Annotated in this window: 28 protein-coding genes; 2 read left to right on the top strand and 26 right to left on the bottom strand. The window is 49.0% G+C overall.

The features are described 5' to 3' along the window. Positions 1 to 18: 18 nt before the first annotated feature. The 23 genes from hisC to BLR88_RS11200 all read right to left on the bottom strand — a co-directional run bounded on the left by hisC (position 19) and on the right by BLR88_RS11200 (position 20,853). A complete protein-coding gene (gene hisC, locus BLR88_RS11320) occupies positions 19 to 1,098 on the bottom strand; it encodes a histidinol-phosphate transaminase (RefSeq protein WP_057899290.1) in 1,080 nt (359 codons plus the stop codon). 39 nt (positions 1,099 to 1,137) lie between these two features. Continuing rightward, positions 1,138 to 1,959 carry a tryptophan synthase subunit alpha gene (gene trpA, locus BLR88_RS11315; protein WP_236781880.1) on the bottom strand — a complete coding sequence of 274 codons (822 nt, stop codon included), beginning with the start codon at positions 1,957 to 1,959 and terminating at the stop codon, positions 1,138 to 1,140. Then, positions 1,959 to 3,161 carry a tryptophan synthase subunit beta gene (gene trpB, locus BLR88_RS11310; protein ID WP_057899291.1) on the bottom strand — a complete coding sequence of 401 codons (1,203 nt, stop codon included), beginning with the start codon at positions 3,159 to 3,161 and terminating at the stop codon, positions 1,959 to 1,961. The genes trpA and trpB overlap by 1 nt, the downstream gene beginning before the upstream one ends. Continuing rightward, entirely contained in the window at positions 3,139 to 3,825 is a 687-nt protein-coding gene (locus BLR88_RS11305) for a phosphoribosylanthranilate isomerase (RefSeq protein ID WP_057899292.1), read from the bottom strand. Before BLR88_RS11305 ends, trpB begins: the two co-directional genes overlap by 23 nt. Next, positions 3,822 to 4,637, bottom strand: a complete 816-nt coding sequence (gene trpC / locus BLR88_RS11300; RefSeq protein ID WP_057899293.1) for an indole-3-glycerol phosphate synthase TrpC — start codon at positions 4,635 to 4,637, stop codon at positions 3,822 to 3,824. The genes BLR88_RS11305 and trpC overlap by 4 nt, the downstream gene beginning before the upstream one ends. Further along, positions 4,627 to 5,652: an anthranilate phosphoribosyltransferase gene (gene trpD / locus BLR88_RS11295; protein WP_057899294.1), complete on the bottom strand. Its 1,026-nt coding sequence runs from the start codon at positions 5,650 to 5,652 to the stop codon at positions 4,627 to 4,629. The genes trpC and trpD overlap by 11 nt, the downstream gene beginning before the upstream one ends. Continuing rightward, positions 5,645 to 7,165 carry an anthranilate synthase component I gene (gene trpE, locus BLR88_RS11290; RefSeq protein ID WP_057900368.1) on the bottom strand — a complete coding sequence of 507 codons (1,521 nt, stop codon included), beginning with the start codon at positions 7,163 to 7,165 and terminating at the stop codon, positions 5,645 to 5,647. The genes trpD and trpE overlap by 8 nt, the downstream gene beginning before the upstream one ends. 254 nt (positions 7,166 to 7,419) lie before the next feature. Beyond that, entirely contained in the window at positions 7,420 to 7,794 is a 375-nt protein-coding gene (gene aroH, locus BLR88_RS11280; RefSeq protein ID WP_057899296.1) for a chorismate mutase, read from the bottom strand. Further along, positions 7,794 to 8,894, bottom strand: coding sequence for a 3-dehydroquinate synthase (gene aroB / locus BLR88_RS11275; protein WP_057899297.1), 1,101 nt, complete (start codon positions 8,892 to 8,894; stop codon positions 7,794 to 7,796). Before aroB ends, aroH begins: the two co-directional genes overlap by 1 nt. 3 nt (positions 8,895 to 8,897) lie before the next feature. Continuing rightward, positions 8,898 to 10,058 (bottom strand): chorismate synthase, encoded by a 1,161-nt coding sequence (gene aroC / locus BLR88_RS11270; RefSeq protein ID WP_091260711.1) that lies wholly within the window; start codon positions 10,056 to 10,058, stop codon positions 8,898 to 8,900. A 132-nt stretch (positions 10,059 to 10,190) separates the two neighbouring features. Then, complete coding sequence (locus BLR88_RS11265) at positions 10,191 to 10,967, bottom strand: CheR family methyltransferase (protein ID WP_057899299.1); 777 nt, start codon at positions 10,965 to 10,967, stop codon at positions 10,191 to 10,193. 209 nt (positions 10,968 to 11,176) lie between these two features. Continuing rightward, complete coding sequence (ndk, locus tag BLR88_RS11260) at positions 11,177 to 11,626, bottom strand: nucleoside-diphosphate kinase (RefSeq protein WP_057899300.1); 450 nt, start codon at positions 11,624 to 11,626, stop codon at positions 11,177 to 11,179. A 190-nt stretch (positions 11,627 to 11,816) separates the two neighbouring features. Next, complete coding sequence (gene hepT, locus BLR88_RS11255) at positions 11,817 to 12,770, bottom strand: heptaprenyl diphosphate synthase component II (protein WP_057899301.1); 954 nt, start codon at positions 12,768 to 12,770, stop codon at positions 11,817 to 11,819. Between the two features lie 35 nt (positions 12,771 to 12,805). Then, on the bottom strand, positions 12,806 to 13,657 hold the full coding sequence (locus tag BLR88_RS11250; RefSeq protein ID WP_175493611.1) for a menaquinone biosynthetic enzyme MqnA/MqnD family protein: 852 nt from the start codon (positions 13,655 to 13,657) through the stop codon (positions 12,806 to 12,808). A gap of 4 nt (positions 13,658 to 13,661) precedes the next feature. After that, complete coding sequence (locus tag BLR88_RS11245) at positions 13,662 to 14,252, bottom strand: UbiX family flavin prenyltransferase (protein WP_057899303.1); 591 nt, start codon at positions 14,250 to 14,252, stop codon at positions 13,662 to 13,664. Then, the gene (locus tag BLR88_RS11240; protein WP_057899304.1) at positions 14,249 to 15,112 is read right to left on the bottom strand and encodes a UbiA-like polyprenyltransferase; all 864 of its coding nucleotides are present in this window, start codon (positions 15,110 to 15,112) and stop codon (positions 14,249 to 14,251) included. Before BLR88_RS11240 ends, BLR88_RS11245 begins: the two co-directional genes overlap by 4 nt. Next, positions 15,109 to 15,843 carry a demethylmenaquinone methyltransferase gene (locus tag BLR88_RS11235; protein ID WP_057899305.1) on the bottom strand — a complete coding sequence of 245 codons (735 nt, stop codon included), beginning with the start codon at positions 15,841 to 15,843 and terminating at the stop codon, positions 15,109 to 15,111. The genes BLR88_RS11240 and BLR88_RS11235 overlap by 4 nt, the downstream gene beginning before the upstream one ends. A gap of 2 nt (positions 15,844 to 15,845) precedes the next feature. Beyond that, positions 15,846 to 16,655, bottom strand: coding sequence for a heptaprenyl diphosphate synthase component 1 (locus tag BLR88_RS11230; RefSeq protein WP_057899306.1), 810 nt, complete (start codon positions 16,653 to 16,655; stop codon positions 15,846 to 15,848). A 221-nt stretch (positions 16,656 to 16,876) separates the two neighbouring features. After that, entirely contained in the window at positions 16,877 to 17,104 is a 228-nt protein-coding gene (gene mtrB / locus BLR88_RS11225; protein WP_057899307.1) for a trp RNA-binding attenuation protein MtrB, read from the bottom strand. A gap of 356 nt (positions 17,105 to 17,460) precedes the next feature. Beyond that, positions 17,461 to 17,733, bottom strand: coding sequence for an HU family DNA-binding protein (locus BLR88_RS11220; protein ID WP_057899308.1), 273 nt, complete (start codon positions 17,731 to 17,733; stop codon positions 17,461 to 17,463). A 324-nt stretch (positions 17,734 to 18,057) separates the two neighbouring features. Then, complete coding sequence (spoIVA, locus tag BLR88_RS11210) at positions 18,058 to 19,536, bottom strand: stage IV sporulation protein A (protein ID WP_057899310.1); 1,479 nt, start codon at positions 19,534 to 19,536, stop codon at positions 18,058 to 18,060. Positions 19,537 to 19,780: 244 nt separating this feature from the next. Then, positions 19,781 to 20,512, bottom strand: a complete 732-nt coding sequence (locus tag BLR88_RS11205; protein WP_091260708.1) for a hypothetical protein — start codon at positions 20,510 to 20,512, stop codon at positions 19,781 to 19,783. Next, positions 20,509 to 20,853, bottom strand: a complete 345-nt coding sequence (locus BLR88_RS11200; RefSeq protein WP_057899312.1) for a 2Fe-2S iron-sulfur cluster-binding protein — start codon at positions 20,851 to 20,853, stop codon at positions 20,509 to 20,511. Before BLR88_RS11200 ends, BLR88_RS11205 begins: the two co-directional genes overlap by 4 nt. Positions 20,854 to 21,003: 150 nt before the next feature. Between BLR88_RS11200 and BLR88_RS11195 the strand changes: the two genes are divergently transcribed. Then, positions 21,004 to 21,210 carry a hypothetical protein gene (locus BLR88_RS11195; RefSeq protein WP_057899313.1) on the top strand — a complete coding sequence of 69 codons (207 nt, stop codon included), beginning with the start codon at positions 21,004 to 21,006 and terminating at the stop codon, positions 21,208 to 21,210. Here the strand turns inward: BLR88_RS11195 and BLR88_RS11190 are convergent. Continuing rightward, positions 21,207 to 21,383, bottom strand: coding sequence for a DUF2768 family protein (locus tag BLR88_RS11190; RefSeq protein ID WP_082706047.1), 177 nt, complete (start codon positions 21,381 to 21,383; stop codon positions 21,207 to 21,209). The two genes, BLR88_RS11195 and BLR88_RS11190, sit on opposite strands and share 4 nt — an antisense overlap. Positions 21,384 to 21,519: 136 nt before the next feature. On the opposite strand from BLR88_RS11190, the gene BLR88_RS11185 reads away from it, so the two are divergent. Further along, positions 21,520 to 22,032, top strand: coding sequence for a hypothetical protein (locus BLR88_RS11185; RefSeq protein ID WP_057899314.1), 513 nt, complete (start codon positions 21,520 to 21,522; stop codon positions 22,030 to 22,032). Positions 22,033 to 22,204: 172 nt separating this feature from the next. Here BLR88_RS11185 and BLR88_RS11180 read toward each other — a convergent pair whose 3' ends face one another. Next, on the bottom strand, positions 22,205 to 22,471 hold the full coding sequence (locus BLR88_RS11180; protein ID WP_057899315.1) for a stage VI sporulation protein F: 267 nt from the start codon (positions 22,469 to 22,471) through the stop codon (positions 22,205 to 22,207). A 98-nt stretch (positions 22,472 to 22,569) separates the two neighbouring features. Beyond that, positions 22,570 to 23,604 carry an NAD(P)H-dependent glycerol-3-phosphate dehydrogenase gene (locus tag BLR88_RS11175; RefSeq protein ID WP_057899316.1) on the bottom strand — a complete coding sequence of 345 codons (1,035 nt, stop codon included), beginning with the start codon at positions 23,602 to 23,604 and terminating at the stop codon, positions 22,570 to 22,572. Between the last annotated feature and the right edge of the window lie 336 nt (positions 23,605 to 23,940).

The raw sequence follows: 23,940 nt of genomic DNA, 5'->3' as shown, positions 1-23,940 counted from the left end.
TCTGCTTCATGCAGGGCATTATTGTTTCGCGGGGGCCAACACCGCTTTCAATGCAGCCAGCATTTTCTCATTTTGCTCTTTGCTTCCGATCGTCACACGAATCGCCTGCGGGAACGCGCGAATAATTACACCCTGTTTCAACATCTCTTGAAAAACCTCTTTTGTATCCCGCTCCACTATCGCATATACGAAGTTTGTTTCCGAACGGTAATACGGAACGCCTATCTCGTCCAGTCCTGCGTACACTTGCTCCAATCCTTCCATATTGGCCGCTTTGCAACGTGCGACGAATTCCTGATCCGCCAGTGCGGCGAGGGCCGCTTTTTGACCGAGATGGTTTACGTTAAACGGTTCACGCACGCGGTTTAGTTTATCAATAATTTCCTCTGCCGCTATGCCATAGCCGACGCGCAGCGCCGCAAGACCATAAATTTTTGAAAATGTGCGCAGAATAATTAGATTTTTGTATTTTCTCAAAAGCTCCAGCGAACGCGGGAACGCGTCATCTTTTACATACTCTACATACGCTTCGTCCAGCACAACAAGCACATGCTCCGGCACTTGATCCAGGAAGCGGATAAGCTCTTCTTCCGTCACGATCGTTCCGGTCGGATTATTCGGATTGCACACCCATACGACGCGCGTATTCTCATTCACTTTCGCCAGCATACCGTTCAAATCATGCTTGCCTTCAACGCACGGAACTTCAATCACTTCTGCACCTTCGATCGTTGCGTTCGTTTTGTACACGACAAACGTCGGGGCTGCCATTATGGTATTCGTACCTGGCTCTAAATACGCGCGGGCAAGTAACATCACTATTTCGTCCGAACCATTGCCAAAAATAAGCTCTTCTTCTTTTACATTCAAAAAAGAAGCAAGCGCAGAACGTAATTCAAGGCAGGCGCCGTCCGGATAAATCGGCAAGTTGTCAAGCTGTGACACGATTGTCTCTTTTACTCTTGGCGAGCAACCGAAGGGGTTTTCATTGGATGCAAGCTTGATCACTTCAGTTAAACCTAGTTCCCGCTTTACATCCTCGATCGGTTTGCCTGGTTCATACACAGGCAAGTTTACAATCCGGGTTTTTGGAATCATACTCTCACCTCTTGCCCAATTTATTTTATTTGTCATCCATCATACCCTAGATTGCAATTGTTTTACAAATCTTTTTATTATACAAAAACCTTCTTCTTTTGTTTCCGGATTTAAAAGCAGTGGCTCCGCCTCCTTGATTTTTTCAAGCAAGGCGCTTCCAACAATAAATCCGTCGCTGTACGACGCGACCAAACTGGCCTGCTCGGCTGTAGAAATGCCGAATCCGACCGCTACAGGTACAGATGCGTATTGCCGCACCCGAGCAAGGAAACGAGTCAAGCCCGGATCGAGCGCGGAGCGAACCCCTGTAACACCAAGCGAAGATACACAGTACAAAAATCCCTTGGCACGGGTCGCAATCATCGCGACTCGCTGCTCCGAAGTAGGAGCTACCATGAAGATAAGCGGGCGATTGAATTCTTCAGCCAGCCGTTCAATATTTTCAGCTTCTTCCGGTGGCAGATCCGGAATGAGCAAGCCATCCACCCCGGCCGCTTCCATCTCTTTAAATACTCTTTCTTCTCCATACTGAAGCACCGGGTTAATATATGTAAACAACACAACAGGGATGCGCAATCCGCGCGCGCGCATATCCGCTGCAAGTTCGAGCGCACGTCGAATGGTAACCCCATAGGATAAAGCCTGTGCGGACGCCCGCTGGATCGTCGGTCCGTCCGCAAGCGGGTCGGAATATGGCACGCCAAGCTCCAAAAGGGCCGCACCCGCCTCCTGCAATGCAAGCGCCAGTTCCACTGTTATATTCGGCGTAGGATAGCCTGCCGTAATAAAAGGTATAAACGCCTGCTTCCCAGCAGAAAATGCGGCGATAATCCGTTCAGCTCCCGTTTTTACATTCATCATCAGCACTTTCTCCCTTCCCGTTCATAAATTTGTGTCACATCTTTATCCCCCCGACCGGACAAGCAAACGACAATCACTTGGTCTTTTGCCAGCGTCGGCGCTAGCTTTACCGCTTCCGCAATCGCATGTGCGCTTTCTAGAGCGGGAATGATGCCTTCTTCGCGGCACAACAATCTGAGCGCGGCCAGCGCTTCCTCGTCGGTAATCGCGCGGTACTCAGCCCGCCCGGTTTCGCGCAAATAGGCGTGTTCTGGCCCCACGCCTGGATAGTCTAGCCCGGCGGAGATGGAATGGGGTTCGATAATTTGTCCGAACTCATCCTGCAACAAATAGGTCATCGTACCATGAAGCACACCCCGGCTTCCTTTCGTCAGCGTCGCTGCGTGCTTCTTCGTCTCCAGCCCCTGGCCAGCCGCTTCCACACCAATCAGTGATACATCATTATCTTCAAGAAACGGATAAAAAATGCCCATCGCGTTGCTGCCACCGCCTACACAAGCGACAATATAATCCGGCAAGCGGCGCTCCTGTTCAAGCATTTGCATCTTTGTCTCGTCGCCGATAACGCGCTGGAAATCGCGCACCATCTGCGGGTACGGATGGGGGCCGGTTACAGTTCCAATGATATAAAAGGTTGTATCTACATTGCCAACCCAGAAACGGATGGCTTCACTCGTAGCGTCTTTTAGCGTTCGCGTACCCGATGTGACCGGTACCACTTCCGCCCCGAGCAATTCCATACGGAACACATTCAGCTTCTGCCGCTCCATGTCTTTCTCACCCATAAACACTTTGCATGAAAGCCCGAGACGCGCTGCGACCGTAGCCGTCGCCACGCCGTGCTGTCCGGCTCCCGTCTCGGCGATAATTTCCCGTTTGCCCATTCTTTTAGCAAGAAGCCCCTGAGCCAGCGCATTATTGATTTTATGGGCGCCGGTATGGTTTAAATCTTCACGCTTCAGGTATATGCGCGCGCCACCCAACTTCTCGGTCAAACGTTCGGCAAAATAAAGCGGCGTTGGCCGCCCGCAATACCGCTGCAACAATTCCGCAAGTTCTTCCTGAAATGTCTTATCATACAGCGCCTCTTCGTACGCCGCTTCCAGTTCGTCAAGCGCATTTACCAGCGTCTCCGGAACGTACCGGCCGCCGAACGCGCCAAACCGCCCTTTGCTTTTCTTACTCAACTGCACTCTGCTCATACTCATCCATCCTTTCGATAATCGTCTGTATTTTTTCGATGTCTTTTCGCCCTTGTGTCTCTGCGCCGCTGGAAATATCAACGCCGTCCGGCCGATACCGCCGGAGCAGCGCTGCGATATTCCCCGCATTAAGCCCACCTGCAACCAAAAGCGGTAGATTATGCGCTTTGGCCCAAGTATGATACTCTTCAATCCGCTCCCAAGCAAACGTTCTCCCCGTCCCTCCGCGGCGCGCGCCGCACGCTGTATCCAGCAAGACATAATCAACGGTTCCTGCATACTCGATTACATGCCGCGTTCCATCCTGCCCCCTGCGCTCCTCTTTCCCATCTGAAATGCTGAACGTTTTCGTAACGGCACACTTGAACCGCCTCCGCACTTCCCGGCAAAATTCCGGCGTTTCATCGCCATGCAGCTGGATGATATCAAGCGGAGCGGCGCGGAATACTTCCGCAATTTCTTGCAGTGAAGGATTAACAAATACGCCCACCGAACGCGCACCAAACGGCACGGTATGCGCCAGTCTCTCCCATTCAGCGGGCGTGACTTTGCGACGGCTTTCGGCGAACACGAAGCCGAGCTGATCAACGTGAAGATTCCGTTCCGCAATCAGCGCAAGCGTCGCTTCTTCTGTAATGCCACAAATTTTCAATAAAGGCCTCATCGGCTGGCCCCCTTGCTAGCATAAGCCGCGTGTCCAACAAGAGAGCAAACGGCCTGCTCTACGTTCGCTTGCCGCATGAAATGCTCCCCGACCAGCACTCCATCAATCCCAGCTTCCATAAGGGTCATGATATGATCCGGCGAATGAATGCCGCTTTCGCTAATCGTCACAGTTGACTGCGGCAATTGTCCGAGAAGGTTCAGCGTCGTCGCAAGCGACGTGGTGAATGTTTTCAAATCCCGATTGTTAATGCCAAGTAAATCTGGTTCGACCGCATCAAGCACCGTATCAAGCTCTTCTGCCGTATGCACCTCGACCAAAATCTCGAGTCCCAGCGCCCGGGCTTCCTCCGCCATCCAACACAAGCTTTTTTTATCGAGGATCGCAGCGATAAGCAACACGACATCAGCACCGTGCGCCCGCGCCTCGTACAATTGAAGCGGGTCAATAAGAAAATCTTTGCGCAAAAGCGGAATTGACTTCGTTAGCCCTTCTTTAATATTACGTAAATACGATAAGTGTCCTTGAAAATACGGCGCGTCCGTAAGCACCGACATCCCTTCCACATCCGCCGCTTCATACGCACGTGCGATGGCGAGCGGATCGAACGGATCGCGGATAAGCCCTTTGGAAGGGGACGCTTTCTTCACTTCAGCAATGACGCCGACGGGACGTCTCCGTTCTAAGAAACGACGCTTCAGCGATAAACACGGCGGCAAGTCTGCTATCAGCCGTTCCATTTCCGCCAAGGAAACTTCCGCGCGCAACCGCTCCACTTCTTGCTTTTTTGTAGCCACAATCTTATGAAGCATGGCTAACACCTCCCGTCACTTCTACAAGCTGTTCAAGCTTCCGCTTCGCTTCCCCAATATCGATCATCTCCTGCGCAAGCCGAACACCTTCTCCGATAGAGGCGACCTGACCACCGACATAAAATGCAGCAGCCGTGTTCAACACGACAATATCGCGATATGCTCCCTTCTCCCCATCAAAAACGCGACGAATAATCCGCGCGTTTTCGACAGCGTCCCCCCCTGCTACATTTTCCAGAGGATGAACGGACAGACCAAACATTTCCGGGTGAATCGTATATGGAGAAATCATCCCGCAATCAACTTCCACCACATAAGTAAATCCACTTATGCTAATTTCATCTAAACCGTCCGCGCCCGCCACCACAAGCGCGCGCTTGACACCCAGTTCCACCAGCACTTCCGCCACCTTTACCCCCAGGTTTCTATCGTAAATGCCAAGCAATTGACGTTCGGCGCACGCCGGATTCGTCAGCGGTCCCAGCAGATTGAACACGGTGCGAAAACCTAGCTGGCGCCTGGGTTCAACCGCGTGTTTCATCGCCTGATGGTACTGCGGTGCGAACAAAAAGCAAAGATTTGTCTCTTCCAAGCAACGAATCGCTTCTTTTGATGAACTTGTAATCGTGACGCCCAACGCTTCAAGAACATCCGCGCTGCCGCTTTTACTGGATACAGCTCGATTGCCATGCTTGGCAACGCGGGCACCACCCGCCGCGGCTACAATGGCCGCCGCTGTCGAGATGTTGAACGAGATACCACCATCCCCGCCCGTTCCGCACGTATCAAGAAGCTCTTCGCCTTTTGTCTCCAGACTGACCGCTTTCTTGCGCATCGTTTCTACAAAGCCAATAATTTCATCCACCGTTTCACCTTTCATGCGTAAAGCGGTTAAAAAACTGGCAATTTGCGTCGGGTGCGCCTCCCCGTCCATAATCAGACGCATCGCCTCCCGCGCTTCTTCCCGCGTTAATGACTTCCCTTGGGCCACCTGGCCAAGCAACTGTTTAAACATGTGCACTCATCTCCTCTACGCTCGTCATTTTCTCCGCTAAGCTCAGCGCATGCAGCATCGCCCGCACCTTGTTCCGTGTCTCTTCGTATTCATTCTCAGGTATGGAATCAGCGACGATGCCGGCACCGGCCTGCACATACGCCATACCATCTTTAAACAGGATGGTACGAATAACAATGCAAGAATCAAGATTACCGCCAAAACCAAAATACCCTACCGCGCCGCCATAAAAGCCGCGCGCTTCGCCCTCCAACTCCGCAATAATTTCCATTGCCCTGATTTTTGGGGCACCTGAGAGCGTACCTGCTGGAAAACAAGATAGGAGAGCATCAAACGGTTCTTTATCTTCGGCAAGCGTTCCCTGGACGTGAGATACAAGATGCATGACTCGTGAATAGTACTCGACCACCATTTGCTCGGTCACTTCGACGCTGCCGTAACGGGAAACACGTCCGACATCGTTACGCCCCAAATCCAGTAGCATAAGATGTTCCGCGCGCTCTTTCTCATCGGCAAGCATATCGGCGACAAGCGCCGCGTCTTCCGCTTCATCCATCCCCCGGCGCCGCGTGCCCGCAATCGGACGCATTTCCACTTTGCCATCTGTTACTTTCACCAAAAGCTCCGGCGACGTGCCGACGATCGTCGCACCGTCTATTTCAAAATAGTACATATAAGGCGACGGGTTCGTCAGCCGGAGAATGCGGTACACCAGCAGCGGATCCGCCTTGTGCGGTACAGCAAAACGCTGAGATAACACTACCTGAAAAATATCGCCTGCCGCGATGTATTCTTTTGCCCGCTCCACCCGGCACATAAACTCCTGCTTTGTCATGTTGCTGACTGCGGCAAGCGGTATGCCTTCAGACGGAATGTTATCCACACGCGCAAATGCCCGGGTCTCCGACTTCGCGATCCGGCTTACCAGTTCGCGAATACGCCCACATGCAGCTTCGTACGCGGCTCGTACGTCCGCCTCTGACATCCCCTCTTTCACCCGCATATTCACGATTACCTTGACTTCCTGTTTAAGATGATCGTATGCAATCACCTCGTCGACAAACAGTAAATGCAACGTATCCAGCTGCAATTCGTCATGCGAGGCTTTAGGCAACATTTCTACAAAACGGAGCGTATCGTAACCAAGCAAACCGACCGCACCGCCTGTAAATGGCGGCATGTTCGGTAGATTTGGACTGCGAAAACGGCTAAGTTGACGCCGAAATGCTTCTAAAGGATTCCCTTCTACCCTGATGCGCTTGGCATCACGGTATATAAATTCGGCCCCCTCATGTCCGGCACGAAGTTTTAAAAAAGGACGCAGGCCGATAAATGAGTAACGTGCCCAACGACTTTCATTTTCTACACTTTCCAATAAAAACGAATCTTTTTGTTTTAGCGTCTGATACAAATGAATTGGGGTAGCCTGGTCAGCCAAAAAGGAATAGGAGACAGGAATAAACGTAAAGCTGCGGCTAAGTTGCAACACTTCGGATAAAGATGGGGTAAATATCATGTTTTCACCTCTCCTCATATTTGGAAGAGGGCCAAAGAAGAAAAGAAAGGACAAAAACCCGGGGCCGCACAGCCCCGGGTTCGTCTGTTCCGTTCAAATACAGACAGATTTTCTTCCTAGGCTCCGCTCTTCTAAGACTCAATCTAAGCTCTTCTTCATCCTTACACTCTGCTTGTTTCCTCTGTCTTACAGATATTTTCAGCATATCGGCTTTTTCATGCGCTGTCAACCATTCTTCTGGCAGAACGACGTTATGTAAGCCGTGAACTCAAATCTGGACGTAGCACAACTGCCCCTTCCAGGAATATATGCCGGATTTCGCGAAGCGATTTCTCTGTGTTGACAAGCATCATAATACGAATGCATTTCTCCAGGCTGCCCGGCACCGGAATTTCGTTAGAACACATGAGCGGTACTAAATCAAATCCCGGAATCGCCCGCACACCACGCGCCGGAAACGCCGCGTCCAAATCGCGCGTTACCGTAATTATGACGCTCGCTATATCCTCCGTGTTTATCCCGTTTGCTTCAATCATGTTGCGCATAAGCCGCTCGGTCGCTTCCAGAATGGCCGTCTCTTCATTGGCAGCAACGGTAATGGCCCCGCGAATTCCCCGAACCGTCACTACGACTCCCCTCCTTCCTGCAAAGCACGCAATACTTCACGCACCTGCTCTTCTGCTACATCTTTTTTAATTTCCACTTTTCCGATTGCAGTCGGTAGTACAAACACAAGTTTGCCGCCTTCCCCTTTTTTGTCGCGCCGCATCGCTGCGATAACATCATCCGCTTTAAGCGGGAGCATAAGGGAAACAGGCAAGCGATACTTCATAAGAACGCGCCGCGTTCGTTTGCTTACATCGTGCGCGATCCCCATTTTCTCCGAAAGCATGGCGGCAGCAACCATGCCGATCGCAACCGCTTCGCCATGATTTAGCTTCTCATAGCCGCACAACGCTTCAAACGCGTGACCAAACGTATGGCCAAGATTTAAAATGGCGCGCAGTCCCTGCTCGCGCTCATCTTGCGAGACGACCGCCACTTTTACGCTACAGGCGCGCAAAAGCGCTTCTTGCAATAGCGTATGGTCAAAGCGCTGCAAACCTTCCGCGTTTTCTTCCAGCCATGTCACGAACGTTTCGTCCCAAATCATTCCATGCTTAATAACTTCGGCAAATCCCGCTGCCACTTCGCGCGGCGGAAGCGTTTTGAGCAGTTCCGTGTCATACGCGACAAGCTTCGGCTGGTGAAATGCGCCGATAATATTTTTGCCGAGCGGATGGTTCACTGCCACTTTGCCCCCAACACTGCTATCATGAGCCAGAAGCGTCGTCGGGATTTGCACGAACGCGACGCCGCGCATATAGGTAGCAGCCACAAAACCTGCCAGATCACCAACCACGCCGCCTCCAAGCGCAAGAAACGCCGATTTCCGGTCAAGGCCCGCTTTAAGCGCTGCGGTAATGATTTGTTCGTACACCGCAAGGCTTTTCGCTTTCTCTCCTGCCACAACTACAAAATGAGATACAGCATATCCAGCATCACGTAAAATGGTTGTTGTCTTTTCAAGATATAACGATGCCACATGCTCGTCCGTTACAATAAACAGTTTGCGTCCGGTATCGATCCCGGCTTCTTCAAGCAAGCCGGGCAGCCTTCCAAGCGCCCCAGGCCCAATCCAAATCGGATACGAACGCTCCCCCAGCTCCACCTGTAATCTCTTCATTGTCTAAAACCTCTCTACATGCTCTCGATAACTCTCGTAGTTTTTCTTCATCTCTTCAAGCGAATCGCCACCAAATTTCTCAACGAGCGCATCAGCAAGCGTCCAGCACACAACCGCTTCTGCCACGACGCTGGCCGCCGGCACGGCGCAACTATCCGAACGTTCAATGCTTGCAGCAAATGTCTCTTTGGTGTCAATGTCAACGCTGTTCAGCGGCTTATACAACGTCGGAATCGGCTTCATTACACCGCGCACAACGACCGGCATCCCTGTTGTCATACCGCCTTCCAGCCCGCCGGCACGATTCGTTTTGCGGGAGTAGTTCCCTTGCTCGTCAAGAATGATTTCATCATGCACCTGAGAACCGGGCCGCGTCGCTGCTTCAAACCCGATACCGATCTCCACACCTTTAAACGCCTGAATGCTCATCACCGCCTGCGCGAGGCGACCGTCCAGCTTGCGATCCCATTGTACATGGCTGCCCAATCCAACCGGCAAGCCCTCCGCGATGACTTCCACGATACCTCCAAGCGAATCGCCATCGGCTTTTGCCTTATCAATTCGCTCCATCATTTTTTGCGCCGCTTCGCTATCCAGGCAACGTACAGGAGACTCTTCCGTAATCCGCATCATTTCTTCCAAACTCACATCGACACGCTCCGCTTCCACTTCGCCGATGCGAAGTACATGTCCGGCAACTTTAATGTCAAATTGTTCTAATAATTGTCGTGCCACTGCGCCTACCGCCACACGAATCGCAGTTTCGCGAGCGCTTGAACGTTCCAGAATGTTGCGCATGTCGCGCTGGTTATATTTCAACGCCCCGTTTAAATCGGCATGGCCAGGACGGGGACGGGATACGCGGCGCTTATCATCCCCTTCTTCCACCGGTGTGGGGCTCATAATCTGTTGCCAGTGAGTCCAGTCTTTATTCTCTACGACAAGGCAAATCGGTGCGCCGGTCGTTTTGCCGTGGCGCACCCCACCGACAATTTTCACCTGATCTTTTTCGATTTGCATGCGTCTGCCTCTGCCATATCCTTTCATACGTCGCAACAGTTGCTCATTAATTTTTTCGATAGAAAGGGGCAAATTGCTGGGTATTCCTTCGATGATTGCTGTAAGTTGTGGTCCATGTGATTCTCCTGCTGTAAGATACCGCATGTTCTTCCTCCACCCTTTTTCATTTTTAAGTGCTATTATAGTATAGCTGCCCGGAAAATCCTAGACAAAATTCAGAAAAAGCGCCGCACCTGGGTGATAGTCCAGGACGCGGCCCTCATCTTCTTCTTTGCTCTACATTTTACGGTAAAAAAATGTGTCTTCCGGCTCAAAGCCATAATGCTGGGGCTGAAAAATCTGCTCCGTGCTCCCGACAAACAACACCCCGCCGGTGCGAAGCGATGCGGCAAACTTATGATACAAATCATGCTTCGCTTCCTCAGTAAAATAAATCATCACATTGCGGCAAACAATCAAGTCATGATTTTTATCAAATGGGTCAGCCAACAAGTTATGGCGCTTAAACTTGATGCGGCGCTTAATATCGTCGGAGATGGCATACATCGCCTCTTCTTTTCTAAAGTATTTTGCAGCCAAATCTTTCGGCATATTCTGTAGCGAACGTTCCACGTATACACCGCGCTTTGCTTTCGCAATGGCGCCTTCATCAATATCGGTCGCCGTGATATCAATTTCCGAAAGCGGCATAAAACGCGACAGCAGCATGGCGAGCGAGTAAGGCTCTTCCCCGGTGGAGCAGGCTGCACTCCAGCATTTTAGTCGTCCTTTTTCTTTTAACAGTCGCGGAATAATTTTCGTTTCAAGCACCTGCCAGCGGCTCGGATTACGAAAAAATTCGGATACGTTTATCGTCATGCGATCCAAAAATTCATTAAACAATTCCTGATTTTTGGTCATCGCTTCAAAAAAGCTATCAAATGTATGATATCCCCGCTTTACACGAAGCGAAGTCAAACGGCGTTTCATTTGTGCTTCTTTATACAACGCCAAATCAATCCCCGTCTTGTGCTTTACTTTGTCAATAAACTGCAAAAAATCTTTGTCTTCCACCTATCCTATCCCCTTCTCTTACTTGCAACATTGTCTTCAATAGAAATAGTATTCGCGTCCTATTCATCTTTTCCTGCTTATTTTTCATTTCATTGTCGGATTTTCGAGATGCAACACGTTTGAGCTTTTATCTTTCACATGGATGACTGGCTGCACCGGAGAAGCAGAAAAAAGAGGCTCCTTACTAGAAGCCTCCCTTCTCTTCAAACTTAAATCCATTTGTTAATTGTTTTTTCGTATACGTGCAGTTCGTCTTCTTTGAACCAAAGCTTGATTTCACGTTCTGCCGTTTCCGGTGCATCGGAACCGTGAATGATGTTCATGCCCATGCTGATGCCGAAATCGCCACGAATCGTGCCAGGAGCGGCTTCAGCAGGGTTTGTCTTGCCCATCATGTTGCGTGCGGTTGCGATGACGTTTTCACCTTCCCACACCATCGCGAATACGGCGCCGGAAGTGATAAAGTCAACCAGTTCGCCAAAGAACGGCTTTTCTTTGTGTTCGGCGTAATGCTCTTCCGCCAACTCACGCGGTACGTTCATTAATTTTGCGCCAATCAAATGAAATCCTTTGCGTTCAAACCGTTGCATAATCTCGCCAATCAGGTTGCGCTGCACGGCATCAGGCTTTGCCATAATGAAAGTACGTTGTTTCGCCATGTATTGTACCCTCCATGTTTCAAAATCATTTTTTGTTATGTACAGTGTGTAAATACACATCGTGAATTTTAACAAATTCAAGGTCTCTTTTCAACTTATGCATGAACCTCTCCCCCCCACTCGTAGAAGTGGGAAGTTCTTTTCTATAAAAAAGCGAGTTTTCGAGGCAATAGGCTTCCCGATGCGTATGCTAAAATTGCCGCTCTCCGATAAAACGCGCGATCTTTAAAAGCGCATCTTTGCTTTTATTATCTGGTAAAGGAGTCAATGCCTGAGCCGCCCGTGTCAGATAACGTTCCGCCAATCTGCGCGCTACCTGAATTCCTTCGCTCTCCCGAATAACCCGAATCATCTCATCTACCCTGTTTTCTTTTACTAATTCACGGAAGCACCGAGCGTCAGGACTGACATGGTACATATATAGAGCCGGCAATGTGATATTGCCTTGCCGTAAATCGCTGCCCGCCGGCTTGCCAAGTTTCTTTTCATCACCGATGAAATCGAGAATATCATCGGTAATTTGAAAAGCCATTCCTACGTTATAGCCATAAACATAAAGACGGTGTACCACATCGGGCGTCGCATCCGCCGCCAGCGCGCCTAGCTGACAACTTATAGCAATAAGCAACGCTGTTTTCCTCTTAATCCGACGCAAATAGTTGCGCAAACTTTGATTCCAGTTATGCAAATCGCGGATTTGTTCAATTTCCCCGGTACACAAATCAACGATAGCACGCGACAAAATTTTATGAATTTGCGGATTGGACAACTCGGTCGCAATCATAAGCGCGCGAGCGAAAATATAATCGCCTGTGTACATCGCAATTCGGTTGTCCCATTTGGACTTAACCGTCATTTTACCGCGTCGAAGTTCGGCATCGTCAATCACATCATCATGTACGAGCGACGCCATATGAATCAATTCGAGCGACACGGCTACATGTTTCAGTCGCTCAATATCATAGTTGCCAAATTTCCCCCCTAGCAGCACAAAGACAGGGCGGATACGTTTCCCTCCCGCTTTGAGCAAATGGCTAGAAGTTTTCTGGAGCACAGGCTCTTTCGTATCAATCGCCCGATCCAGCTCGCGTTCAATATAATCCATGTCCGACCGAAAAGGCCAAAAAATATCCGTTAGTTTCATTACGCTCCACCCAACTGGTTCTTCTCTTCCTTATCCTACACAGCCGACTTATTGGAATCGGTGTTCCAAACATCTACTTTAGCGGGTTCTTTCAAAAGTCCGAGGTCCGCCGCGCACGCATAATAATATTCCAACCCTTTCTTGTGTTCCAAGGTAAAGTCATACGACAGCCCCGTATAATATACTTTCCAGAACTCCGCCGTGGCACCGAACTCTTTTTTGGCCTGCGCTACCACAGCATCCAATTCTGCGAGACCTTTCTTTTTGCTATGTAAAAACTCGTTATGAATACTGCGCAAAAGTTCAGGCTTGCCGCGCGTAACCTCGCGGCGCACCGCCCAAACAGCAAACACCATCCAAAGCCCTGTATGCTGGTACCATAACTCTCCAAGATCATACATATAATAGCCGTGATTGTTCCAAGAAGCAAGCAGCGCATCATCCCCGATTAACAATGCAGCATCTGCCGTCGCCATCATCTTCTCGAAATTGGCTGGCATCGTCTCATACGCTGGCGATGCTTGATAAAATTTCTCCATAATAATGCGAAGCAAATTGATAGATGTAGCGGATTTGTCCGTTAGCGCAATTTTCGCTTCTTTCAACTCTTCAATCGGTTTACGCGAAAACAGAAAAATAGAACGTACCTTGCCGAGCGAACTGATAGACAAACCGGGCAATACCTCATACTCCTTATAGTTCCGCCCGTATTCAAACGACGAAATCGGTCCCATATCAATCGTGCCCTCAGCCATGCCGCGATTCAGCTGCGTTGGCACCTGGGAAATAAATTCTACTTGATGCTCATCAAATTGATCCATACGAAAAAAGTGATAAATAGGCATAATATTACTGAATGTGATTTTGCCAATTTTTATTGAAGACATAGTCTCACTCTCCCCAACGGCGGAATAATTGGTGCGGCACATCTAGAGTGTCCAATACTTTTCCCACCACGAAGTCGATCAGATCATCCATTGTTTTCGGCTTGTGATAATACCCGGGCATGGCAGGTACAATGCGCGCTCCAGCCCGCGCCAACTTCGTCATATTCTCCAATTGAATAACGTTAAGCGGCGTTTCGCGCGGCACTACTACCAGCTTTCTCCCCTCTTTAAGCATCACATCCGCGGTGCGCTCTAGCAAATTGCCAGATGCACCGTGCGCGATACCAGACAACGTTCCCATTGAACAAGGAATAATCACCATGGCGTCACTAAGATACGAACCGCTCGCTACAGGCGCCGTGAAATCGCGCAACGTATGGTAATAAAGCTCTCCTTGCCCGTGTGAAAAATACTTCCGAATCACCGCCTCCCGATCGCTCGTATCCCAGTCCAATTCTTCCCGGAACACTTGCCAGCCAGCTTCCGTTACAATCAAGTGTACTTTACAATCAGCGTCAAGCAGCTGCTGTACAAGTCGCACTCCGTACACCGCGCCGCTCGCGCCGGTAATTCCGACAACAACAATTTTTCTCATCTCATCACCAAGTCCAGCAGCGTGAAAGAAAATACGACCACGCTCAAAATTCCATTCATCGTGAAGAAAGCTGTATTTAGCTTGGACAGATCATTCGGCGACACTAGGCGGTGTTCATAAATAAGAATAAGCGCCGCAATGATAATGCCGACCGCAAACCATATGTGCAAACTGGTAATAAAATAAAGCACGACAAATCCGGCCATCGTAATCAGATGAAACAGGCGTGCAAGTTTCAACGCTTTAGAGATGCCAAAATAACTCGGAATGGAATACAAGCCGCGCTTTCTATCAAAATCGGCGTCCTGGCAAGCATAAATCACATCAAATCCGGCCGTCCAAAGCGCGACAGATACAAACAGCAGCATGCCCATCCAGTCTACCTGTCCTGTCGTCGCTACCCATCCGCCAAGCGGCGCAAGGCCGATGGCGATGCCAAGCACGAGATGACATGCCCATGTAAAGCGCTTTGTGTACGAATAAAACACCAGAAAAAAGACGGCGATCGGCAACAGTTTCACTGCGAGCATATTCAGCTGAAACGCGGCAATAAACAGCAAAATAAATGAACCGAGGATAAAAAGCACAACTTCTTTTTCTTTTATCAGTCCTGCTGGGATCGCCCGCATCGCTGTTCTTGGATTTTCGGCATCAATATGACGGTCGATCAAACGGTTCAGCGCCATCGCCGCGCTGCGCGCGCCCACCATCGCCACAATAATCCAGAAAATCTGCCACCACGTCGGCCACGTACCGTTTACGATAAAGCTGCCAAGGATCGCACCCATAAACGCAAACGGAAGCGCGAAAACCGTATGTTCAAACTTAATCATTTCCAGAATAATCTTCAGTTTTCTCATGGCTTATCCACCTGCTTTTTGTATCCGATATGCAGCGCGGAAACCCCGCCAACGAACAGTTTGGTCTGTACGTTTTCCAGCCCGATCTCCCGGAATGTGTCTGCAAGCTCTTTGCTGTCAGGAAAGTTAGTCAGCGACTGCGGCAGCCAGCTGTATTCTTCATACTTGCCCACTACAAACCGAGCAATGAGCGGCAAGATATTATAAAAATAAAAAAAGAACAGCTTACGATAAGGAATGAACGGCGGCTTGCTCACTTCAAGCGAAACTACCTGTCCCCCAGGCTTGACCACCCGCATCATTTCGCGGAGAACCTGCTTGTAATCAGGAACGTTACGCAACGCGAATCCGATCGTCGCATAATCGAATGAATGATCCGGATACGGAATACACATTGCGTCGCCGTTAACCAACGTAATTTGTTTTAGACCTTTGGCACGAATTTTTTCCGCTCCGACATCAAGCATATTCTGACTAAAGTCAAGGCCGACCACTGTTCCTGTTGGGCCGACTGCTTCCGCGAGACTAATGGTCCAATCGCATGTACCGCAGCATAAATCAATGGCGCTCTGCCCCGGGCGCACACCCATCCGCTTATTCGTGTACTCGCGCCAAGCAACGTGGCGCCCGAAGCTGATCACAGAGTTCATCCGGTCGTATTCTTTGGCGATCGATTCGAACACTGAGCGAACATACTCCGCTTTCTCTTCCCCCTGCAATTTTTCGCGCATGGTTACATCTCCTCTGCCCTTACTTTCTGGTTGTCCAATTCTTCGACGCACCGATCGATAAGATGCTTCAGCTCGACGCGTCCTTCCTCATCATCCAAAAGTGCGCTGAGTTTGCGGCATTGGTGCAACGCTTTGTGAATATACTGCAGCATAGATTGGTACGCATTGTGTGTTCCCTCTTCCTTGCTCAACAGCCGAAAATACGTCCCTGCCCCTTCTTCCCAACGACAGGCTTTATACTCCCCGAGCAATTGCTCTACTAAAATCATCTGTGAAAAAATGTTCACCCATACGTCTGCTTTCTCCCCGCCGTATGCTTTTCCAAAAGATTTAAGCAGTGATGATTCAATGTCCACTTTCCGCCGTAAATACTGCTCAGCTGTCCAGCCATTTTCCCAGTACAGATTGATTTTCCACTCGTTGATCTCCTGAATACTCCGCGCCAGTTGACCAATCGCACGTACATCCTCCATTTCTGCAAGCAAATAATAATAGCGGCTGCTGAAATAAGCTCCGGCAAGCACGGTTAGCTGACGCGTCCGTACCCCCAACGGCGTATCTTCCTTCTCAAGGCTTACCTGTTCGTGACTGTCCAGCCCGAGTTGAATCAGCATCGCCGTAACAACATACCTACGAATGGCAGACGCCCGCACGCCGCACTGCCGTAAAAAAAGATACAGCAGGCATACGCGGAGCTGCGAAATGGGCGGATTATCAATGTATTGGTAGAGAATGCGTTGCTCAGCATTTTCTTTAATCTGCCGCAAAATTTCTTTTATTTCTTCTTGAAAGTCATGTCGCAAAAGGTTCATCCGTTCATCCCCCAACAAAACGTTCCACGCTCGCTGAAAACATACTTATAAAGTATATCATATTTCTATCGCACTACACTATGCTATTATATAATTCTTGTCTTATAATTGTAAGCATGTTTCTTACGTCCCCCTTTATCATGATACATTGCGCTTTCAAAGCGTGATGCAGCGTTCGCATCCTTAAGAAAAAACAAGCAGGTACCTGCTTGTTTTTTCTTTTATTCGTCCACCAATGTGTCAATTGTGCCGTTGCTCGTCTGGATAATCGCTTTTCCACGCACTTTAATGGCTGACGTATGCTCGGTGAACTGAGCGATCATAATTTCGCCTTTATCCAATTTTTCGGAGTGGTGAAATCTCGTCGATTCTCCACGCGTCAATCCAATAACGTTTACGCCGTTCTCTAAAGCTTTAATTACGATAAAATCATTACCTGTTCCGTTCATAAACGCTCCCCCTCTTTACTTTTGCGTGTAGATGGCTACGGATTTAACTATCGCGCAAAAAGGAAGCGCTGTCAATGATTATCTATATAGCCAGAAGCCGATATATACCAGCGCAATAACCAAAGCTAACGGAAGCAGCCATAGCCAGTACATCGTTTTTATTTTGTTCATGACACATTCACCTCTATCTTAACGTGCGTCAAAGATGAATATTTTAAACACAGCTCGCTCCGCTATCTGTGGGCAAACTAGAGGCAACCTATCGAAAAATAGGAAAAGAGCTGTACCCACGTACAGCTCTCCCTTCGTTTTGCCATGAATAAAATAAATTCGACCCAATGGCGATATGTACGCCGCTATTGAATATCTTCCTTCAATGCTTTGCCCGGCTTGAAAGCAGGCACCTTGCTAGCAGCGATCTCAATTTCTTCGCCAGTCTGCGGATTGCGACCCTTGCGTGCTGCACGCTCGCGCACTTCAAAGTTTCCAAATCCGATCAGTTGTACTTTCTCCCCGTTTTTCAGCGCTTCCGTGATCGCATCAAACACGGCGTCTACCGCTTTTGTTGCATCTTTCTTCGTAAGTTCTGCCATTTCGGACACTTTCGCAATTAATTCTGTTTTGTTCATGTCTTTCACCTCCTCCCAACGGGAGCATCTTGTTATACGTTGTTAACCAAATACTGAATAAATATACACAATCCAAATGTTTTTAGATGTAGACAAGCTAATATTAATATAGAAAGCACTGTAATTCAAGGGATTTTCCCCAATCTATGGCCCCGGGACCATATGGTAACGAATCAGGCTACAAAAAGGAAAAAGGCTTCTGCCTGTCAGGAGAAGCCGGTGTTCTTGCCCTTTTCCCTATTTTTTACGCACAGTCAGTCGTTGCTTTTAAACATTTTTTGGCTGATGGGGTGCAGCTGAATAACATAGCCGCGAAGATAAAGCTTATAAAATGATAGCAATCAATCCGCCTGAACCTTCGTTAATAATGCGCTCCAGCGTTTCCTGCAGCTTGTATCGTGCATTGTCCGGCATCATTGATAGCTTGGCAGAAATGCCTTCATTGACGATCGAATTAAGAGAACGTCCGAAAATGTCGGAGTTCCAAATGCTGAGCGGATTTTCTTCGAAATCCTGCATAAGGTACCGGACTAACTCCTCACTCTGTTTCTCAGTGCCTATAATCGGCGCAAACTCTGATTCCACATCAACGCGAATCATATGAATGGAGGGAGCGGTCGCTTTCAAACGCACACCGAAACGGGAACCATGGCGGATAATTTCAGGCTCGTCAAGCTTCATTTCTTCAAGCGAAGGCGGTGCGATGCCGTATCCCGTCTGGCGCACCATATTCAACGCACCCGAAATTTTGTCATACTCTTTCTTCGCAAGGCTAAACTCCTGCATCAATTGAAGCAAATGATCTTTGCCCCGGATTTCCACCCCAACAATTTCCATCAAAATTTGATCGTACAATTCATCGTTGGCATACAAATCAATCTCAGCAATCCCTTGCCCCATATTCATATCCGCCAAAGCGGCACGCTCAATAAATTCATATTCACCAAAATATCCGACAACCCGGTCAACATCGCGTAAACGGCGGATATCCTTAACCGTTTCGCGCACCGCTTCCTCAAAATTCTCGCGCAACCAGTGGTCTTCATGTAGCACCATTACCCAGGAAGGCAAATTTACGTTTACTTCGTGAACCGGGAATTCGAATAACACTTCACGCAGGACAGCGATTCCTTCGCGCTCATCCATGGAATCGACGCTCATCACCAGTACAGGCACATCGTATTTCTCTTCCAATTCTGCCCGCAACGCAAGCGTTTCCGGGCGTCCCGGATGAGTAGAGTTTATAATAATAACAAATGGCTTACCGACTTCTTTAAGTTCGTTTACGACACGCTCTTCTGCTTCTTTGTACTCGGCGCGCGGAATTTCAGCGATCGTTCCGTCCGTGGTAATGACGACGCCAATCGTAGAATGTTCCTGAATAACTTTGCGCGTACCTAATTCTGCCGCTTCTTCAAACGGTACCGGTTCATCATACCACGGCGTCGTTACCATACGAGGACCGTTTTCATCTTCGTAACCGCGTGCGCCTGCCACCGTATAGCCAACGCAATCCACAAGGCGCACGTTAATATCCAGGCCGTCGGCGACATGAATAGCGACCGCGTTGTTCGGTACGAACTTCGGTTCGGTTGTCATGATGGTCCTGCCTGCGGCGCTCTGCGGCAACTCGTCAACAGCACGAACCCGCTCCGCTTCGAATGGGATGTTCGGAATGACGATCGCTTCCATAAAACGTTTGATGAATGTCGATTTACCAGTGCGAACAGGGCCGACGACACCAATATAAATATCTCCCCCCGTACGCTCGGCAATGTCTTTAAAAATATCTACACGTTCCACTTAGATACCTCCTCGCATTTCTTTCCCTTCTACTTCTTGTACTATAAGACCACTACTCATCTTATGAGGGCGACGGGAAAAATAGACCGTCTGACGGCCCGACCAAGGTGAAAAAAGCGGGAGCCGCTCCGGGGCCCCCGCTTTTCGCCTGTGCCCCGCCCTGTCCTGTTTTGTACAAAAATATGCGAGGAGACGAAAGATATTCCAAAAATAAAGCGGTAAGAAACAACGTGCATATTTCTTATCATTTTATTCGCACTAGTTTCGGCTCTCCGTTTACTAAGCGATACGGAAACGATTTCACTGGTGCGAGCGGTGAAACGTCAGGCAGTATATAACGGATGTCCTCGTCTGGTTTCGGCTTATCTGGCGCGCTTTTTAGTGCCATTGCCAAATCCATCGAATAATCGACGCCGACCCGCCCCCGTTCATCGATGATATACGGAAGCGGCTGTCCGCTAAAATGGCTTAAAATCGTTTCTTCATTCATATGTAGCTTGCCGAAGTCGATAAAATAGTAGCCGTCCGCTACTTTTTGTCCGAACGGGAATTCCCTCTTGGTCAAAAAATAACGACTAACTTTTTGTTGTATGCTTTGTACACCTTGTGAAACGGTCAAATCGATAAGGCGTACTTCTGGCTTCGTTTCCACATTCAGTAGCACAAACATGTAATTCCCCCCCTCTTCAAAGGCGGCGCCGGGGATGTATGGAATGTATCTTGGCACAATTCTGGAAAAGTCTATCGGATAACGTTCAAATTCGGGCGTCACGGCCGGTTTGGTAACGATAGGCAACACACCTGTATCTTTCTGGTATTGATCCACCGCATCCTGCACCATTTTAATCTGTTGGACAGGTGGAGCGGCATTTTGCAGCATCCTGCTCCTAGGATATACGCAGCCCACGAGCACCAGCATACACAGGAACAGCAAACCTGTCACCTGTAAAAATGGGGAAAAATTCCGTTTTTTCATTCTTCATCTAACTCCTGGCGTTGTTTCTCAAGCTGGGCCCGGACAACGGCCGCAAGCCGGCTTTCAGGAAGGTGAACCCGCGTTTCACCCTGCACTCTCGTCTGACAGGCAAGGCGAATCCCTCGGGCTAGATTCTGTGCACCGATCATTCGCCTCTCCAGCTCTTTCGGCGAAGAAACCTTGCTTCCTTCCGCTACCTGCACTTTGCACATCATGCATGCACCTTTGCCGCCGCAACGCTGGGAAATAGCCACCCGGGCCCTTGATGCGGCGCGCAGAATCGTTTCCCCAATACGCACCTGCACACTCCTGTTCACCGGGATAAATGTAAGTTTCGGCATGACAACAACTCCTAAATAAAAATACATAAAAACAATATCATCAGGCATACTTACTATATATACATGAACCTGAACCGATATATCAACGCTGTTTTGTCGTTTAAAGGAAAAGGTAAAGACATGAAAAAGATTCATAGGAGGCATGAAAGCATGCTGATGAGCCGCGAATGGATCAAAGTAGCTCTTGAAGGCACCTTTTTTTTCGGCGTCGTGTTTTTTGTCCCGGTCTTTCTGATTGCCTCGACGGAAGACACAGCCCGGACACTGCTCTGGTTGGGCATTTCGCTCACCGTGTTGTACATTGTATTGTTTGCGCTTCATAAATACATAAAAGCCAATCATATAAAGCAGAATTAAAAGGTAATCAGCACAGCAACCATTAGGAAAAAAGAGGCGACTAAACTGGCGTACGCAACAGTCGACAACAAAAAACGCCATACGCGGCGCTTCCTTGTACGCGCAACAACAATAGTAACGCTCGCTAGAATCATCAAACCGATCGCGCTAAGCGCATAAAACATTAGCTGCATGCAAGCTCCCCTTTTTCTTCAAAAATTATCCTGCAAATAGATGTATTCACATTATAGCACAAATCCGGGACAATCGAACCTCTCACGGGATGGACGCATACTATAATGTTGACTACAAGATAAAGGGGGCGCAAACATGATCAGTCAAAAGCGGCAAAGTCCTTACACGAAGCGTTCCACACGCGCGGCCGCCAACAAAAAACACAAAAAAAACGGATCCGCCCAAACAAAAAAAACGGCTGTCGCCGTCGTTCCGACCGCAACAAAAGCGGAAACGAGGGCCGCCGCCTCTTTTTTAAAAAACTTTCCTTCTCTCTTGACTAAATCCCCGAAAGAGATGCGTTCTTCCATCAACACTGTTCGGGAATGGTCAAGCCAAATGCGGGGCACAATGGCGGAGCTGGAACAAACGCTTAGCACGTTAACAAATTTAATCAGCATGTACGAACGCTGGGTTGAAAATAACCGCAAAAGAGCGACGCTCCGGGAGGCGAAACAGGAAAGCGGAACAACGATAGACCGTTCTCCGCTTTCATTTATCAAATCGCTGAATCATATCGATTTCCGCCAAGTAATCTCTCTGTTGAATTCCCCGCTCGTGCAGGCACTGCTGGAGATGGATGAAACCGCGTCATCCGAGGAGGCTTAAGTATAAGCCTCCTGAACTTTATTGTTAAGCAAAAAAGAAGGATAATGCCGTTGGCATTATCCTTTTCTGTATCCTCGCGTCGTCTTCGAGAGCCCTTATTTTCGTGAATCATGCTATACTTTATGCTAGTTTTTTCAAGCCTGTAACATCTCATACGCCTATTTCTTATCGTTTACAGCTTATTTTTCAACAAGTTGGTTAACGTCTTCATGTCACCGCCCTGAATATTGTTCTTGCGAATATACGAAATGATTTTATCTTCCTTCTCTTTCGTTATGGACACGCTTGCAATGACCGCTAGCTGGCGGATCAACTGGCGAAGCTTCTGCTCATCGTTCAAATCGCTTTTTTTCACACCACCCGCCAATTTCTGCAACTCAGAAGTATCTACGTTCTTCGCCTGTAATTTATCAAGAAATTTTTTCGGGATATTTGCCATACCCGTCATCTCCCTCCTTCCGCTATACAACAACAGTGTATGAGCAAGAAAGGAAAAAAGTGCGGCTTCCACAGCAGGACGGGTTTACATGTCGTTCGTTAATGGTTTTCAAAATATTTAAGCGCCAGTTCTTCTGTTTCATGGCGGCGCACACGGCCCATCAAATCGCGGACAGCCTCGCGCGGCGCTTTATTTTCAAATAATAGCGCATGCAACTCACGCGTAATAGGCATTTCCACTTTTAGCTCCTGCGCCAGCCTATGAACGGCCTGCGTCGTTTTAATGCCTTCTACAACCATGCCCATTCGCGAAATGATCTCATCCGGCGTAAAACCTTGCGCAAGCATATTTCCAGCCCGCCAATTACGGCTGTGCCGACTTGTAGCCGTTACAACCAGATCTCCGACACCAGCAAGTCCCGTAAATGTCAGCGGATTTGCCCCCAGTTTAATTCCAAGGCGGCTAATTTCAGCAAGTCCGCGCGTCAGCAGGGCGGCCTTGGCGTTGTCGCCGAAGTTCAAGCCGTCGCTTACTCCAGCGCCGAGCGCAATGATGTTTTTCAGCGCTCCCCCTATCTCCACACCGACCACATCAGGGTTCGTATAGACGCGAAAATGATTTGTAATCAGCGCATCCTGCACTTCTTCCGCTATTTGGATGCGTTCTGACGCAACCACGACCGTCGTTGGCGCTTTAAGGCCAACCTCTTCCGCGTGACTCGGACCAGACAAAACAGCAATACGCCCGTGAAAATGTTCCGGTACTTCTTCTTTGATGACCTCGCTCATGCGTTTTAATGAATCAATTTCCATACCTTTAGTCGCATGAACAAGGATGGCATTCTTACGCAAATAAGGCGCCAAGCTTCGGACAGTTTCTCGCATCGCATGAGACGGGACAACGAGCAATATAAGCGTCTTATCCTGCACAGCACGCTCAATGGACGCGTCAGCAACAATGTTTTCCGAAAGCCTAATGCCGGGCAAATAACGCCTATTCTCCCGCATGTCATTCATCTCTTGCGCTAATTCCTTCCGTCGCGCCCAGAGAACTACGCGCTCGTGGTTTTCCGCAAGTACGGTCGAAAGAGCGGTTCCCCAGCTTCCTGCCCCGATAACCGCTACGTGTTCCATGTGCAACCCTCCTCGTATAGTATGTTTAAGCCCCTCAAAATCACGAATTTCCAGTTGAATTCGAGAGACTATTAACCAAAAAACCAAGATATATTTTCCTCCCCTGTAACTGTAAAGAAGGGGAGGGGGACACCACGCACATCCAGATCATGGGACTGGACTTTTCATGATGTCTCTGGACAATGATTCTTAGGATCGTTCAGGGAAACTCTCTATCCTCCTGTAGCTTTGACTACTTCGTAAGTCTGTTTCCCTGGTACTCGTTTGTACTTCTAACCCGCAGGCTGTTCTCTCTGACAACCCATGCTGGAAGATAGCAGCTTCCATGCAGCCCAT

The sequence above is a fragment of the Aneurinibacillus thermoaerophilus genome, assembly GCF_900099925.1.
In the GTDB taxonomy this organism is placed as follows: domain Bacteria; phylum Bacillota; class Bacilli; order Aneurinibacillales; family Aneurinibacillaceae; genus Aneurinibacillus; species Aneurinibacillus thermoaerophilus.
The sequence above is the reverse complement of the archived record's forward strand: the minus strand, read 5'-3'. Positions and strand labels throughout refer to the sequence as shown.